General features: G+C 39.0%; 15 protein-coding genes. 5 read left to right on the top strand and 10 right to left on the bottom strand.

From position 1 onward, the window contains the following. The 10 genes from cyoD to acnA all read right to left on the bottom strand — a co-directional run. Positions 1 to 601, bottom strand: a 601-nt coding sequence (gene cyoD, locus ACFIQC_RS00170; RefSeq protein ID WP_375640007.1) for a cytochrome o ubiquinol oxidase subunit IV, incomplete at its 3' end; no start/stop codon positions are given. Beyond that, on the bottom strand, positions 601 to 1269 hold the full coding sequence (locus ACFIQC_RS00175) for a cytochrome (ubi)quinol oxidase subunit III (protein ID WP_375706587.1): 669 nt from the start codon (positions 1267 to 1269) through the stop codon (positions 601 to 603). The genes ACFIQC_RS00175 and cyoD, both read right to left, overlap by 1 nt. Continuing rightward, a complete protein-coding gene (cyoB, locus tag ACFIQC_RS00180) occupies positions 1266 to 3284 on the bottom strand; it encodes a cytochrome o ubiquinol oxidase subunit I (protein WP_375611433.1) in 2019 nt (672 codons plus the stop codon). The genes ACFIQC_RS00175 and cyoB overlap by 4 nt, the downstream gene beginning before the upstream one ends. Before the next feature lie 76 nt (positions 3285 to 3360). Next, complete coding sequence (gene cyoA, locus ACFIQC_RS00185; RefSeq protein ID WP_375611432.1) at positions 3361 to 4332, bottom strand: ubiquinol oxidase subunit II; 972 nt, start codon at positions 4330 to 4332, stop codon at positions 3361 to 3363. Between the two features lie 130 nt (positions 4333 to 4462). Further along, positions 4463 to 4915 (bottom strand): type II 3-dehydroquinate dehydratase, encoded by a 453-nt coding sequence (aroQ, locus tag ACFIQC_RS00190; RefSeq protein WP_375611431.1) that lies wholly within the window; start codon positions 4913 to 4915, stop codon positions 4463 to 4465. Between the two features lie 54 nt (positions 4916 to 4969). Then, positions 4970 to 6103 (bottom strand): DNA replication/repair protein RecF, encoded by a 1134-nt coding sequence (recF, locus tag ACFIQC_RS00195; RefSeq protein WP_375611469.1) that lies wholly within the window; start codon positions 6101 to 6103, stop codon positions 4970 to 4972. Between the two features lie 20 nt (positions 6104 to 6123). After that, positions 6124 to 7245 (bottom strand): DNA polymerase III subunit beta, encoded by a 1122-nt coding sequence (gene dnaN, locus ACFIQC_RS00200; RefSeq protein ID WP_375620838.1) that lies wholly within the window; start codon positions 7243 to 7245, stop codon positions 6124 to 6126. 186 nt (positions 7246 to 7431) lie between these two features. Beyond that, positions 7432 to 9003, bottom strand: coding sequence for a chromosomal replication initiator protein DnaA (gene dnaA / locus ACFIQC_RS00205; protein WP_375620839.1), 1572 nt, complete (start codon positions 9001 to 9003; stop codon positions 7432 to 7434). A 701-nt stretch (positions 9004 to 9704) separates the two neighbouring features. Further along, positions 9705 to 9971: a 30S ribosomal protein S20 gene (gene rpsT / locus ACFIQC_RS00210; protein ID WP_375620840.1), complete on the bottom strand. Its 267-nt coding sequence runs from the start codon at positions 9969 to 9971 to the stop codon at positions 9705 to 9707. A 237-nt stretch (positions 9972 to 10208) separates the two neighbouring features. Next, complete coding sequence (acnA, locus tag ACFIQC_RS00215; protein WP_375629256.1) at positions 10209 to 12896, bottom strand: aconitate hydratase AcnA; 2688 nt, start codon at positions 12894 to 12896, stop codon at positions 10209 to 10211. 294 nt (positions 12897 to 13190) lie between these two features. Here acnA and ccmA point away from each other — a divergent pair, with 294 nt between their 5' ends. The 5 genes from ccmA to ACFIQC_RS00240 are packed head-to-tail and all read left to right on the top strand — an operon-like array spanning position 13191 to position 16112. Next, on the top strand, positions 13191 to 13802 hold the full coding sequence (gene ccmA / locus ACFIQC_RS00220; RefSeq protein ID WP_375706588.1) for a heme ABC exporter ATP-binding protein CcmA: 612 nt from the start codon (positions 13191 to 13193) through the stop codon (positions 13800 to 13802). An 11-nt stretch (positions 13803 to 13813) separates the two neighbouring features. Next, positions 13814 to 14479, top strand: coding sequence for a heme exporter protein CcmB (ccmB, locus tag ACFIQC_RS00225; RefSeq protein ID WP_375611427.1), 666 nt, complete (start codon positions 13814 to 13816; stop codon positions 14477 to 14479). Positions 14480 to 14525: 46 nt separating this feature from the next. Further along, entirely contained in the window at positions 14526 to 15305 is a 780-nt protein-coding gene (locus tag ACFIQC_RS00230; protein ID WP_375611426.1) for a heme ABC transporter permease, read from the top strand. Further along, positions 15293 to 15544: a hypothetical protein gene (locus ACFIQC_RS00235; protein ID WP_375612828.1), complete on the top strand. Its 252-nt coding sequence runs from the start codon at positions 15293 to 15295 to the stop codon at positions 15542 to 15544. Before ACFIQC_RS00230 ends, ACFIQC_RS00235 begins: the two co-directional genes overlap by 13 nt. Further along, positions 15519 to 16112: a DsbE family thiol:disulfide interchange protein gene (locus tag ACFIQC_RS00240; protein ID WP_375620841.1), complete on the top strand. Its 594-nt coding sequence runs from the start codon at positions 15519 to 15521 to the stop codon at positions 16110 to 16112. Before ACFIQC_RS00235 ends, ACFIQC_RS00240 begins: the two co-directional genes overlap by 26 nt. The last annotated feature ends 180 nt before the right edge of the window (positions 16113 to 16292 follow it).

A 16292-nucleotide genomic window follows, 5' to 3' on the forward strand; every position in this document is an offset into this window, starting at 1 on the left:
CAGGAGTTTGCGTACTTAGACCCTGCCCCATGGGCATTTCTGAACCAGGTGCTTGATCTACAGGAGTTTGCGTACTTAGACCCTGCCCCATGGGCATTTCTGAACCAGGTGCTTGATCTACAGGAGTTTGCGTACTTGCACCTTGCTCCATCGAAACCTCTGAGCCCTGTATCTTTTCTGGCTGTTTTCTTACGGAGATATCTTTGTTTGATAACTGCTCAGACACTGAAGAATCATCTCTACTTGATATTTCCGGTTCAATAACACGTCCTGAACCACCCATCATATTATAATTCAAATGAGAAATAGCCCACCAAGTTCCCCCAATAATAACAAAAACGCAAATAGCAGCAAACCACAACGCGCTTAAATTCCACTTGGCGTCTGGACCAGAATTCAAGTGCAAAAAGAAAACAATTTGTACTATAATCTGAATAATCGCCATCCCAATAAGATACGCAACCTTTGTACTAACTGCCCAACTTTCCATCATTCCATACATCACAGGAATAAAAGAACCCAAAGTGAAAAATACAGCTAGAATAAAACCAACCAAATAGGAACCAGTACTGGGACCATGTGTTTCATTTTGCACGCTCATCACAACGCTCCTAATAGATAAACCATGGTGAAAACACCAATCCATACAATATCAAGTAAATGCCAAAAAATGGAAAGACATGCTAAACGTGTTTTATTGTTCTGATCCAAGCCATTACGACGAAGATGAAAAAACATCACAACCATCCAAAGAAGGCCAACACTTACGTGAAGTCCATGGGTGCCAACCAAAGCAAAAAATGCTGACCAATAAGCAGAGAGAATTTCCCGTCCAAAAAGCTGTAAACCTGTTGCAGGATCAATACCCGCATAAGCATTTGGATCAAAATAAAAAACCTCACTCAAAAGTTCATGAAATTCGTAAAGTTCCATACCAATGAAGCAACACCCCAATACAAAGGTAATAGCCATCCATAAACGCACACCACTGATGTTATTTTTATGTGCTTGTACCATTGCAAAGCCATAAGTGACGGACGAAAACAACAAGAAAGCAGTCTCAACCAAAACAAACTTTAAATCTATAAACTCACTGCCCGCTTTACTACCACCATAAGAAGCAGAAAATACAGCAAAACTTGAAAACAGTGTCGAAAACAGGATTAAGTCTGAAAGAATATAGACCCAAAAACCAAACGTCATTACCGAGCTACTATCGTGGTGAAGTTCATCTATAGTACTCGCGTTATTCATTGTTACAGCACTCATACTGTCACTCCTTGTTCTTTAAGAACAGCCGTAAAGGCATCTTCAGTTTTTTGCACTTCTTCAGCTGGAATATAGTAACCATGATGATCACCTGTTAATGAATGACACACAAGCGTTGCAATAAAACCAACCAGTCCAACCGCAACAAGCCACCAAATATGCCAAACAAGCGCAAAACCAACAACTAATGAGAAGAAGCCAGCAATAATTCCAGCCGATGTATTCGATGGCATATGAATTTTTGTAAATCCACTTGTCGGCCGTTGATAACCACTTTTCTTCATATTCCAATAAGCATCATCAGACTGTATCTTTGGAAGGAGGGCAAAATTATAAGAAGGAGGCGGTGAAGAGGTAAACCATTCAAGTGTACGTGCATCACCCCAAGAATCATTTAATGTTACCGGTAAGTGCCCTTTATGCTTAATACCGTACCAAATCGCCAAAACAACCTGTAGCACAAAACAAAGGATACCAAGTAAGATAATACAAGCACCCAATGCAGCAATAATAAACATCGGCTGCCAACTAGGTTCCATGTAATGCTGCAAACGACGCGTCGCCCCCATTAAACCAAGCGCATAAACGGGGAAAAAGGCAAGGTAAAAACCAATAAACCAACACCAAAAAGATGTAATACCTAGTATGCGATTTGGTTTATAACCAAAAACTTTTGGAAACCAAAATGCAATCCCTGCTAAGTACGCAAAAACCACACCTCCAATAATTGTATGATGGAAATGTGCTATCAAAAAGAGCGAATTATGAAACTGCCAATCAGCAGGAACAATAGATAATAAAACACCTGTTAATCCACCACCAACAAATGTAAAGATCATACCCATGCACCAAAGCATAGGAGGCTCAAAGCGAATCCGACCTCTATACATCGTAAGCAGCCAATTAAAAACTTTTACACCGGTTGGAACTGCAATAATCATCGTAGCAATACTAAAGAAGGTATTTACAGCTTCACCCCCACCCATTGTGAAGAAATGATGTCCCCAAACAAGAAGCGAAAGAATCAAAATAACCAACATGGCCCATATCATTGAAGTATAACCAAAGAGGCGTTTTGAAGAAAAAGTTGATACAACTTCAGAAACAATTCCAAAAGCAGGAACAACCAAAACATAAACCTCAGGATGACCAAAAACCCAAACATAGTTAATCCATACCATCGGATTTCCGCCACCAACATTGGTAAAGAAATTCATGTTCAAATAACGATCACATGCCAAGAGTGCAAATGCTACAGCCAAAACAGGATAAATGACTACAATAAGAACATTGCTGACAAAAGCACTCCAACAAAAAATAGGCATTCTCATCATTGTCATTCCAGGAGCACGCATTTTAATCATCGTTGCAATAAAATTCACTGATCCCATTGTTGTTGCAATACCAGAAAGCTGAAGTGACCATAAATAATAATCTACCCCTGTATCTGGACTCGTTTGCAATTCTGTAAAAGGTGGATACATCAACCAACCACCACGACCAAAATTCCCAACACCTAGGGATATGTTAATCAATATCGCCCCTGCAGCCGTAATCCAAAAACCTAGATTATTTGCAAAGGGAAAAGCAACATCACGCGCACCAATTTGAAGTGGTATAAGATAATTAAAAAGACCAAATAAAATAGGCGTGGCCATGAAAAAAATCATGATCGTACCATGCGCCGAAAAAATTTGATCAAAATGCTCAGGGGGCAAATAACCTGCTGTTTCACTCCCAAGAGCTAAAGCTTGATGCGTTCGCATCATAAGTGCGTCCGCAAAACCGCGAACAAGCATAATAATTCCAAGAACGATGTACATAATACCTATGCGTTTATGGTCAACCGTTGTAATCCAATTTCGCCATAGAATCCCCCACCACCCAAGTACTGTTAGAGCAATAACAGCAATTAAACCAACCAAAACAATCGCAATACATGTATACAAAACGATCGGTTCATGTGCAAGCGCATGAAAAGCACCTGCCGTAGGATCTGTAAGTCTTCCAAACATTTCTCAACCCATTTCAAATGAAATTCAAGTTTAAAAGAAACCTTTGTTAAAAGGGCTCTTTACTTTATTGACTCTGTTAAATAACATCAGGATCAAATACTGAACATAGTGCACCCCATAGCGTCTGAGCAGCAGCACGTTTCATTAAATCTTCATTACATACCGTCTTTTCATCGACACATCGATTAACAACACGATAGTAAAGCCGCTTCTCAACAGGTGCAAAATAACGAACTTCAGCATCTTTTTCCTTCGCAGCAATATCACCCATACGAGGCGCAATAGAAAGTTGACGATAAGATGAACGATCAAGTACTCGACCATTAGCCCGAGCTTTTACAATCCAATCCTCAAAATCCTGCAAAGACACAGAATGCCACTTAAACCGCATACCCGAAAAACCATCACCACTATAATTTGCTGAGGCTCCTTTGAATACTCCTTGCTCTTCAGCGACCAAATGCAACTTAGCATTCATCTGCGGCATAGCGTAAAGAACTGTACCCAATTTGGGAACCCAAAAAGCATTGACAGAATTCTCTGACGTCAATTGCAATAAAACTTGACGTCCTTCAGGCGCATAAATCTCATTAATCGATGCAACACCGTATTCAGGATAAATAAAAAGCCATTTCCAATCAAGAGCAACAGCATCAATCTGTAATGGCTTTCCTTCACCTACAACTTCCACTGGAAGAGGATTTGTAGGTTCAAGCTTATAGGTATAATAAGCTGTTAATGAACCTAAAACCATTACAATTACAACTGGAATACCCCACATCAATGCTTCAATTTTATTTGAATGTGCCCAATCAGGAGAATAGTCCGCTTTCATATTCGATGCACGATATTTTATAGCTAAAAATACCACACTTACCATAACTGGGATAACAATACAAAGCATCACCACCACACAAACAACGATCAAAATGAGCTGTTGACGTGCAACATAACCTGATGGCTGCATAACATCAATTTTACAACCAGACAAAAGCAGTGCTCCCCCTAAAATCACAAGCATTTCTAATTGTCTAACAAAGCTTTTCATCTCTATTTACCCCCGTCATACGCACTAAAAACTGTCATAAATATATACCTCACATTGTACAGATTTGAAAATAATTATCAAGAGAATTAAATGCCTATATTACTCTTATTAAACGCTTACTCTTTACCTATCACAATTTAATTGTTTTGCTTAATTGTTTTGCAATATACTCAAGTGCAAACCGATATCCATCACCTCCACACCCAGTTATGATAGCGTCTACACCTGCAGATGTATAAGAATGGTGACGAAAAGCTTCACGCTGATAAATATGAGATAAATGAACTTCTACTTTCGGCCCTGAAAACATTTTTAGGGCATCAAGAAGTGCAACAGATGTATGACTGTAAGCCGCTGGGTTAATGATCAATCCAGAACTTGCCTCTATTGCTTCTTGTATCCATGCCACTAATTGCCCTTCATAGTTACTTTGATAAAAATTTATTATAATATCATTTTTTTTTGCCCATTCTCTGCATCTTTTTTCAATATCTTCTAGAGTTTCAGTTCCATAAATTTCTGGCTCACGTTGACCTAGAAAATTTAAATTAGGACCATTTAAAATCGTTATTATCTCTGACATAGCAAGCCTTTTCTTTCAGACCTATCACTTATTAAAAAAATATTTAGCATGTTTTTACGGCAATAAAGCTCCATCCTTAATCTCAAAGAATTCTGCGCGTCCTTTTAAGTCATCAAATAAAAGACGATCTGTTCCTGTCATAAATGTTTGTACAGCTAAATCATCAAGAATATCAAATAGAGCAGCACGTCGATGCGAATCAAGATGGGCAGCCATTTCATCAAGAAGAAGAATGGGAGATCTTTCCGACATCATACCTGTTAGACGTGCATGACACAAAACTAAACCTGTTAGCAGCGCTTTTTGTTCACCTGTTGAACAAGATGTTGCTGCTCTATTTTTATCAGCATAAAAAACCTGCAAATCTGCACGATGTGGTCCTTCTAACGTCCGACCAGCAGCACGATCCATTGCGCGATTATGCCGCAATCGATCACAAAATTGTTCTTCAACTTCAGTTGCTGATATTTCACTAAGAGCTGTTTCTAAAAAACCATCAATTTGCAAAAAAGCTCGTGGAAAAGGTATCTGTGAGGGCATTTGTGTAAACATGTCATTTAAAAGACGAATAACATCAACACGCGCCGCAGAAATAGCTGTCGCCAATTCTGCCATTTGCTTTTCTAAAGCATCAAACCAAGCACAATCTTCATTTCCATCTAAAAACAAACGATTACGTGCGCGCATAGCTCTATCATAATCGGCTATGCGGCGCCTATGCAAGGGATCAATCGCCAAAACCATACGGTCCAAAAAACTACGGCGCTCAAGTGAAGGACCTGTAAAAAGACCATCCATAGACGGTGTTAGGACACTAATATGACAATAATCTGTTAGGCAATCACTCGACTCATTCACACCATTAATATGGACCTTTCGACTGTTATCGCTAACCTCAAAAGCTGTACCAATCTTTACTTCACCATAAAGAGCGCATTCAAGACGCGCAAATACAACAAATCCTCCACCACCACCATCTACAAAACTAACGTCAGAATAAACAGCACGCCGCAAACCACGACCAGGAGAAAGAAAAGATAACGCCTCTAAAAGATTCGTCTTACCAGCACCATTATGCCCAGTAAAAACCACATGCTGACCAGAAAAATGAATATTGAAAAAAGAATAATTGCGATAACGTAAAAGCTTCAGCTGCCTCACTGCCACTTTGTGCACATGACTGGCTATGCATTGCAAAACAACTGCCCCTAAACGCGAATAGGCATCAGTACATAGAGCACATCCGCATCATCATTATCACGAATCAGAGCTGGTGCTCCAGCCTCAGCCAACATAAAAACCATCTCATCACTTGAAAGCTGCCCAGCAATATCCAAAAGATAACGTGAATTAAATCCTATCTCAAGCGGTTCAGATGCATAAGTTACTGATAATTGATCTTCTGCACTGCCCGAATCTGGGCTATTAACAACAAGCCTTAACTGTCCATGCTCAATCGTTAATTTAACTGCACGCCCCCGATCACTTGAAATCGTTGAAACACGATCAACTGCAGAAGAAAAGTCCTGCCTATTAACAATTAATTCTTTATCATTTCCAAGAGGGATAACACGTTGATAATCTGGAAATGTTCCATCAATTAATTTTGATGTAAAAATCACAGAGCCTATAGAAAAACGAATTTTTGTCTCCGAAAGCTCTATACATACATCGCTATCATTTTCTTCTGAAAGAAGTTTTTGCAATTCTCCTACAGCTTTACGGGGAACAATAACACCAGGCATTCCTTCAACTCCCGAAGGAGCTTCCATCTCAACTTGTGCCAAACGATGACCATCAGTTGCAACCAAACGCAATTTCAAAACACCATCATTAATAATATGGAAATAAATACCATTAAGATAATAACGGGTTTCTTCAGTAGAAATAGCAAATTGTGTACAATCAAGTAAATGTTTTAAGCCTGATGCCGATAGAGAAAAACGATAACCAAATTGCCCAGGAAGCGACTCTGGAAAGTCTGCCCTCGGAAGACATTGAAGCTGAAAATGTGCACAACCCGAAACAATGGACATTGTACCTGCTTGATTCTCATCGAGGGATAATACAACTTCATTGCTATCAGGAAGTTTTCGAATGATATCATAGAGCAAATGTGCCGGAACAGTTGTTGCTCCAGCTTGTTTAACATTAACTGCAAAAGATTCCATAACCTCTAAATCAAGGTCTGTTGCTTTTAACTGTACACGGCCATTTTCTGCATCAATCAACACATTCGATAAAATAGGAACAGTATTACGGCGCTCTACCACACGGTGAACCCGACCAAGAGACTTGAGAAATTGACTGCGATCAACTGTAATACGCATAAAAGCCCCGTATGATTTACTAAAAACTATAAGAATTCCTTAGAATTAAAGAATAGATCCCTTTAGAGAATCGCCTGCTAGAGTTTATTAAACCTCTCTTAAAATGGCAAGTCACTCCTGCATAAGAAAAAATAAATCTTTTCATTAAATTCTTTAAAGTCTCTCCAAAGAAAGAAACGATAAACACTATACAGCCTGTTCTCCAATCAACCGCTTAAGCAACTCAAGTTCCTTAGCCAAGGTCTGATCACCACAAACCAAATCTTCAATTTTACGCACAGCGTGTAAAACTGTTGTATGATCTCGCCCACCAAAACGGCGCCCAATTTCTGGTAATGAGCGAGGAGTTAATACTTTTGCTAAATACATTGCAACTTGCCGTGGCTTCACAACCGTACGTGTTCGACGATTAGATAACAAGTCCTGTTTAGAAACATTATAATGGCGTGCTACCGTACGCTGAATTTCTTCAATCCGAATACGCTTAGGTTCACCAGGACGTGTCAAATGACCTAATAATTCATCAATCCGCTCTAAAGATAAATCAGACTCAAAAGATTGACGAAACAAGAGCTGATTAAACGCACCTTCAATATCACGCCCCGACCCTAAAACCGTTTTCGCAATATATTCCAAGATATCATCAGAAATTGATACCATGCCATCATCTTGTTGTGCCACCTTCAACCGCTGGCGCAACATTTGCAAACGCATTTCATAATCTGGTGCTTCAATTTCAAGAGCTACCCCTCCCTGAAGACGAGAGCGAACGCGAAGATCAAGCGATTCTAATTCTGCTGGTGGACGATCTGCAGCGACAACAACCTGTTTTGCACTATCAAGTAACATATTAAGCAAATGGCAAAACTCATGTTGTATCGACTTACCCTGCAAAAACTGCATATCATCAATAATCAAAAGGTCGATATCACGAAGCTGTTCTTTAAAAGAAAGAGCATCATTATCACGAATAGCTGTTGCAAAACGCCACATAAAATATTCAGCAGTTAAATAAATAACGCGCACAGACGTTAAACGCTTCAATGCAGAAGCAGCAATCGCTTGAAGCAAATGTGTTTTTCCTAAGCCAACAGATGCGTGAATAAAAAGAGGATTAAAACGTAAGGCACTTTTATGCCCCTCTGCAATGGAACGCGCAGCTGCTAAAGCAACACGATTAGAAGCCCCCTCAACAAAACTTTCAAAAGTATAGCGAGAATCAAGTGGAGATCCAAAAACTCCCGTTTGAGAATTCTTAACTGAATGCTCTGCGCAACTTTCAACAAACGATGAAGTCGCCTGCTCCTCTAGCACAACAGGAGGAACACTTCTTTTACAAACGACATCTCTTGAAACGCGTTCCATACCACGAACAATAACTTCAACACGAAGAATTGCTGAATTCTCTTGTTTCCATAAATGAGTCAAAAGAGAACCATAGTGATTATTAATCCATGAACGTAAAAAAGCAGTAGGAACAGAAAGCTTTACAAGAGTATGACTATATTCAGCAAGCTTCACACGTCCAAACCAACTGGTATAAGCCTCAACACCAACCTGCACCTTTAATTGCGCCATAACACGTATAAAAGCCGCCGCACTTTCCTCCTCTGAAACAATAGAATGCCCTATAGAAGCATTTCTACAAACGTTCTCATCACTTTCCGTCATCCTATTCTTTATTATGTTCTCTGCCGACAGGATATTTACCGAAACCCTTTTAAAGGAACTAGCTTTAGAGTTCAATTTATCCACCATCTTCCATCCTGATAAAAATAAAATTTTGTCCTGCCAAACAACTAAAATAAACCTAGCGAAGGCAAAACGCCCTACCCCAAATAAGATTACTCACCCTCCCCTAGGATAGCCTCATCACAACCCCACTAACAAAGATGACCAATAAGATTTATTTGCACTCATGATATGACCCACCCTTCTAAAATGGTAAACATATCCATTAAGAAAACTAAAAAACCGTCAGAAAACCTCTCCAACACAAAAGTTTCGAAAAGCCTAAATCAAAACATCTTGTATTCAACAAAATACAGAATAATGCGCTGATGTGACCCCTTCATGCTTCTTAGTCTTCATAAGAACCATACAAAACAGCAGAGGTAAAATGCAAGAGGTCAAAATAAAATCAAAAAACCCAAAAAAAATGCTTATATTAATGAGGACTGAAAAAAATATTGATTCAATTCATTTTTTTTCTCTAAATTTACCAATAATTAAAGAATCTCTTCAGATTTAAAAAAAAAAATAAAATGCTTGACAAAAAAGACTCTGTACAAATCCACAAAGCTTGTGGATAACCATACCTCCCCCTATAAACTTTCTCTCCTTTTTCAAGTGGAGAATCATTATCGATTCTTATTTTCAATAGAAACTTTTTGAAATAATAAACAAAAAGCCAGCATCCTCATGGATACTGGCTTTGTTCTCAATTAAAGGAGAAAAGCTTAAACGCTGAGAGCCTTCAAACGTTTAGCTAAACGTGATACTTTCCTCGCAGCAGCATTTTTATGAAAAATCCCTTTAGAAACTGCACGCATAATTTCAGGCTCAAAATTCTTAAATGCAATCTCTGCAGATGCCTTATCGCCACCCGCTAAAGCGTCATCAAACTTACGTATAAAAGTACGAACGCGTGAACGGCGGGCCTTATTAACCTGTGTGCGCGCCGCAACCTTGCGCACCGCTTTTCGAGCAGAAGGTGTATTCGCCATAAATATAATCTCTCTTTCAACACCTTGGTAAAATGAGTCTCAATAACAACTCTACCAATATAAATAAATCCAACCCAAGCAAAACTATAAATCTGCCTATAACCGTGTGGATTATAGCGCAATCCTAAAGCTAACGTCAATTAGATTTTCAAAGATAGCCATAAAAAAACGAAGCTAAACTCTTTGATCCGCAACTTTATAGCTTAATAATAGATATTCCTTAACAAACAAAAGAATTTAAACGGCTAACTTACGCAAGACATATTGCAAAATTCCACCATGATGCAAATAATCTAGCTCATCTTCAGTATCAACACGGCATAATAATGGAACGGTTTTTACCGTACCATCAGAAAAAGTAATTTTCGCTACAGTCTTTTGACGAGGTTTCAAGTTATGAATCCCTTCAATTGTCACCTTTTCATCTCCCTTTAAGCCTAAAGATTTCCAACTTAGCCCCTCTTCAAAGACAAAAGGGACAATGCCCATACCAACAAGATTAGAGCGATGAATCCTTTCAAAAGACTGCACAATCACTGCTTTGACACCAAGAAGATTGGTCCCCTTGGCAGCCCAATCGCGGGATGATCCATTACCATATTCAATACCTGCAAAAACAACGAGTGGAATACCTTCTTGTTTATACGCCATTGCTGCATCGTAAATAGTTTGTTCTACCGCTGACGGATAATGAACCGTATAACCTCCTTCTCGACCATTTTCCCCTAACATGAAATTACGAATGCGAATATTGGCAAAGGTCCCACGCACCATAACTTCATGATTCCCACGACGCGTTCCATACTGATTAAAATCAGCCACTTTAACACCATGATCCATTAAATATTTTCCGGCAGGAGAAGCTGCTTTAATAGAACCAGCAGGAGAAATATGATCCGTCGTGATTTTATCACCAAATAAACCTAAAATCCGTGCATCTTTAATATCTGGTAAGATATCAGGTGTTTTCTGCATATCATCGAAATAAGGTGGATTGCGTACATAGGTGGATTGCTCATCCCAAGAATAGGTAGAACCCGTAGGAATCTGAACTTTTTGCCAATTTTTATCTCCCTTAAAAACATCTGCATACTTTTCGGCAAAAACCTTCCGCGTGACATTTTTTTCGATAAACTCCTGTATTTCTTGAGAAGTTGGCCAAATATCTCTCAAATAAATGGGATGGCCATTTGAATCTTCACCTAGAGGCTCCTTGGTTAAATCTTTACACACCGTCCCGATGAGCGCATGTGCAACAACTAACGGTGGTGAAGCTAAATAATTCGCTTGCACATCAGGGGAAACACGCCCTTCAAAATTACGATTTCCTGAAAGAACCGCAGATGCAATTATACCATTGTCATTAATCGTTTTGGAAATAGCTGGATGCAAAGGACCAGAATTCCCAATACATGTTGTGCACCCAAATCCTACTAAGTTAAATCCTAATGCATCTAAATCTTTTTGCAGACCCGAATTTTGAAGGTAAGCTTCAACGACTTGTGAACCAGGTGCAAGAGAAGTTTTTACCCATGGTTTACTCCTAAGACCCTTTGCCACAGCATTTCGTGCCAAAAGACCCGCAGCAATAAGAACACTTGGATTCGATGTATTCGTACACGACGTAATCGCAGCGATCACCACATCACCGTGACCAAGCGTATATTCTTCACCTTCAACCTGATAACGCTTATCTTGTCCAGAAGTCTTCTTATAGTCTTCGACCAATGCCTTCTCAAAACCCTGCCCAACATTTTCCAATGCAATACGTCCTTCAGGACGTTTAGGACCAGCCATAGAAGGGACAACGGTTCCCATATCTAATTCAATTGTATCACTAAAAATGGGATGAGCCACCATTTCATCATGCCACATCCCTTGTGCTTTGGTGTAAGCCTCCACTAAGGCAATCCGACTTTCATCACGCCCTGTCATATTGAGATAACGCACTGTCTCCTTATCAATTGGGAAAAAACCACACGTTGCTCCATATTCAGGTGCCATATTTCCAATCGTTGCCCGATCAGCAAGCGTCATATGCTCCAAACCAGGACCAAAAAACTCAACAAATTTACCGACAACACCCTTCCGACGTAGCATTTGGGTCACCGTTAATACGAGATCGGTGGCTGTTACACCTTCCTTAAGTTTACCTGTTAGACGAAAACCAATCACTTCAGGTAACAACATAGAAACAGGTTGGCCTAACATTGCTGCTTCTGCTTCAATACCACCAACACCCCAACCTAAAACCCCTAAACCATTTACCATAGTCGTATGCGAATCAGTTCCCACACAGGTGTCAGGATAAATCGTCTCACAGCCCTCTTCATTCTTCATCCATACACATTGTGCTAAATATTCTAAGTTAACCTGATGACAAATCCCTGTTCCTGGAGGAACAACGCGAAAATTTTGAAAGGCTTGTTGCCCCCATTTAAGGAAACGGTAGCGTTCACCATTACGTTCATATTCATGCTCAACGTTTTCCTTAAAAGCCATGGAATTGCCAAAAGCATCAACAATAACTGAGTGATCAATGATGAGATCAACGGGAATGAGAGGATTGATTTTTTCAGCGTTACCGCCAAGTTTAACCATAGCATCACGCATTGCAGAAAGATCAACAACTGCTGGAACACCTGTAAAATCCTGCATAAGAACACGTGCAGGACGGTAAGCAATTTCTGCCCCAGCGCTCCCTTTGTCGTTTAACCACTTAGCAACATTGAAGATATCCTCTTTTTTAACTGTGCGACCATCTTCGAATCGCAATAAATTTTCGAGAATAACTTTCATCGAAAACGGTAAACGAGAAACACCTTCAAGTCCGTTCTTCTCCGCTTCAATCAAGCTATAATAAGTATATTCTTTGCCACCAACATTTAATACTCTACGACAATTAAAGCTATCAATTTGAGTCATGACTGTCCACCCTCATACTATAACCACCCAATTTCCAGGAATGAACAACACAAACTACGAGTCAAGGTCGCAGCTTGAGCGCAGACGCAATTACCTCCGCCATCCATTTCCCCTCCACCCTCTAGGCATAATGCGGAAATCAGCGCCAGAAACCATTTTACACCAGATATTGATGCAAGGCATCCCTTATAGAACTATTTCTAGAACTATTCTAGGTACAATTGCATAAAAAATGTGTTTTTTATTCTATAATGCAATAAAGAATATGAAAATAAAAACAAAATAGGCAATCACATGGTGTTATCAGGCAAAGATTTAGCCGCTTACAGAAACGAGGAAGTTCTGTTTCAAGGTCTTTCTTTTTGTTTATTTTCACAGCAACTTATGACAATCACCGGTCCTAATGGTATCGGAAAGTCTACATTACTCCGAATCATTGTCGGTCTTCTTGAGGCTGCTGAAGGTTATATAATACTTAAAGACCATGATCAAATATACCCTGTTGCAACTGCTTGTCATTATCTTGGTCCTCAAAATGCTATGAAACCTCTCTTATCTGTTATTGATAATTTGCAATTTTGGGCAGATTTTTACGGTCAACATTTACGTTTTGCGCATGAAGCTCTTGCCGATATTGGTCTTTCTAACCTTGAACATTTACCCTTTAACGCTCTGTCAACTGGACAACAAAGACGCGTAGCTATTGCTCGCCTTTTGCTCTCCTATCGTCCTCTTTGGATTTTAGATGAACCAATATCTGGGCTTGATAACCATGCTCAAAAACTCCTTGCTCGTATTTTCCAGCGTCATCTCAATCAAGGTGGTATGATTATCGCTGCAACTCATAATTCCATAGGCATTCCAGAAAACCATAAAATCGCTCTGGAAAAATTTTTACCTCTCTAGGAGAGAATAAAATGAAAGCACTGTTCTGGCGTGATCTTAAACTATTATTAGCGCTACAAGCCACTTCACTAACAGGATTATTGTTTTTTATCGCTGTTGTTGTCATAACCCCCTTTGCCATTGGACCAGATCCCAAAACTCTTGCACAAATAGGACCAGGTATATTGTGGTTTGGGGCCCTTCTTGCAGGACTCCTCAATCTGAACAAACTTTTCCAAATCGATCGCGATGATGGTAATCTCGACCAATTTATCCTTTCAGGAAAAAGACAAAGTTTTACACTAATTGTCTTTACAAAATGTCTTGCCCATTGGGTAGGAACAATGCTTCCTCTTATTTTTGCCACACCTATTTTAGCCCTCATGCTCCATTTAGATGTAGTAATAACTTTTACAACAATACTTACGCTTTTATGCGGAACACCAGCTATTATTTTTATTGGTGCTATAGGCGCTGCACTCGCAACCTCATTGTTGCACAGTACTTTGCTTATTTTTATCATTATCTTGCCGTGGATCATTCCAATTATGATTTTTGGTGTTTCCGCTGCTACAGCCCCAATAAACCCAAATACCTCTTTTCTCACTTCTCTAGCTCTTCTCAGCGCTTTTTCACTTCTTTTGAGTCTCTTTAGCTCTTTTGTTGCTGCGATAACGCTTAAACTTTTATCAGAATAATAAAAGATGATTGCCGCATAGCAAAACTCTGCCTATTATGAATTTTATGAATAAACTATCTCGTACATATAAAATCAGGTTACTCCCTGCAAGTTTCACCCTTTTCATGAAAATAAGCAGAGTCGTCTTACCTTGGTTGGCCGGCATAACATTGTGTTTCCTTATCTTAGGGCTTATTCTAGTGATGCATTCCCCTGATGACTATCAACAAGGCATTACTGTTAAGATTATGTACCTTCATGTACCCTTTGCGTGGTTGTCTACATTCTGCTATGTAACGATGAGTGCAGCGGCTTTAGGAAACCTGATTTGGAAATATCATCTTGCTGATGTAGCACTTAAATGTGGAGCGCCTATTGGGGCAATTTTTACCGCCTTGGCTCTCATGACAGGAGCGCTTTGGGGGCGACCTACATGGGGAACATGGTGGGTTTGGGATGCACGATTAACATCAGTTTTAATTCTGCTTTTTATCTATCTCTCCATTATCCTGCTTGGGCGTGCTTTTGACAACCAAGTAAAAGCCGCTCGTGCTACTGCAATTCTTACACTTGTTGGATTTGTTAATATCCCTGTTATTAAATTTTCCGTTAATTGGTGGAATACATTGCATCAACCAGCATCATTGTTACGTGCTGGAGGATCAACAATCGACAATGCTATGTTATGGCCCCTTATAACAATGCTCTTTTGTTTCATCTTTATGTTTATTGCTCTTTATTTGATGGCTATGCGAAATGAAATCAATCGTCATTATATCCGAATACTTCAGATTAAAAAATCCCGTCGTGCACAACAACAGGACGCTTCATCATGCTCGACCTAAATGGCATCCACGGCGGACTTTTAGGAAATCTATCTCAGAAAATTGATTTTTTCCTGAGCACCCTTAAACACGAGCAAATTGTTGTTTTAAGCTATGTGCTTTCTGCAATATCCCTCTTATGTCTTATTGGATATATTCTTTGCAAAGCCCTATACCAAAAAAAAATTCTCCAACAGCTAAACAAAAAAGAGCTGTCCCAAAAAGAAAAGTATAATGAAAAACATCCCTCTAAAACTTAAAAAAAATATATCTTTACCTGTTCTGCTTGTTTTTTTTGGACCATTTGTGCTTTTTCTTCTTCTCATGATGTTTTTTTTCAACTTTATGGATAAAAAACACCTTCAAGATTCTTCTCTTCTCCCAAACGCATTGGCTGAAAAACCTGCTCCCAATATTCATCTTCCTCTTCTTGATAAAGAAAGTTATCTCAATTCAAAACAGTTTAAAGGACGTGTTACATTGGTCAATTTTTGGGGCTCTTGGTGTTTGCCCTGTCGCGAAGAGCATCCTATTCTTATGCAAATTGCACAAGATAAACGTTTTGATCTGATTGGTATTAATTACAAAGACAATAAAACAAACGCCCTGCGCTTTTTAAACAGTTTTGGTAATCCTTTTAAATTTATTGGCTTTGATGTCTCAGGATATACAGCTATTGACTGGGGGGTGTATGGACCACCAGAAACCTTTCTCTTGAATAAAGAGAGTATTATTATTGCCAAACATGCTGGTCCCTTAACATGGCAAATTTATCAAAAAAAAATTCTACCAAAAATTGAACAAGCGATTATGACAGAAGACAAATAAAATATCGACATATTGATTTTAAATAATTTTTACCATTTTTATCTATTAAATGAAAACACCGAATACTATGAGATTTTTTCAAATTTCTTTATGTTGAATTAAAAAAATGTTTAAGAAAAGGCTAAAAATACTTTTTATGAATCATCTAAATATGAAAATAATTGGCAATATTTTAAGTTG

Origin of the sequence: Bartonella sp. AA126HLJHH (assembly GCF_042197425.1) — a bacterium.
Lineage (GTDB): Bacteria > Pseudomonadota > Alphaproteobacteria > Rhizobiales > Rhizobiaceae > Bartonella.

Coding starts and splice junctions, on each gene's coding strand:
- ACFIQC_RS00175 (WP_375706587.1), bottom strand. CDS start 1,269: ATGAGTGCTGTAACAATGAATAACGCGAGTACTATAGATGAACTTCAC.
- cyoB (WP_375611433.1), bottom strand. CDS start 3,284: ATGTTTGGAAGACTTACAGATCCTACGGCAGGTGCTTTTCATGCGCTT.
- cyoA (WP_375611432.1), bottom strand. CDS start 4,332: ATGAAAAGCTTTGTTAGACAATTAGAAATGCTTGTGATTTTAGGGGGA.
- aroQ (WP_375611431.1), bottom strand. CDS start 4,915: ATGTCAGAGATAATAACGATTTTAAATGGTCCTAATTTAAATTTTCTA.
- dnaN (WP_375620838.1), bottom strand. CDS start 7,245: ATGCGTATTACAGTTGATCGCAGTCAATTTCTCAAGTCTCTTGGTCGG.
- dnaA (WP_375620839.1), bottom strand. CDS start 9,003: ATGGTGGATAAATTGAACTCTAAAGCTAGTTCCTTTAAAAGGGTTTCG.
- rpsT (WP_375620840.1), bottom strand. CDS start 9,971: ATGGCGAATACACCTTCTGCTCGAAAAGCGGTGCGCAAGGTTGCGGCG.
- acnA (WP_375629256.1), bottom strand. CDS start 12,896: ATGACTCAAATTGATAGCTTTAATTGTCGTAGAGTATTAAATGTTGGT.
- ccmA (WP_375706588.1), top strand. CDS start 13,191: ATGGTGTTATCAGGCAAAGATTTAGCCGCTTACAGAAACGAGGAAGTT.
- ccmB (WP_375611427.1), top strand. CDS start 13,814: ATGAAAGCACTGTTCTGGCGTGATCTTAAACTATTATTAGCGCTACAA.
- ACFIQC_RS00230 (WP_375611426.1), top strand. CDS start 14,526: ATGAATAAACTATCTCGTACATATAAAATCAGGTTACTCCCTGCAAGT.
- ACFIQC_RS00235 (WP_375612828.1), top strand. CDS start 15,293: ATGCTCGACCTAAATGGCATCCACGGCGGACTTTTAGGAAATCTATCT.
- ACFIQC_RS00240 (WP_375620841.1), top strand. CDS start 15,519: ATGAAAAACATCCCTCTAAAACTTAAAAAAAATATATCTTTACCTGTT.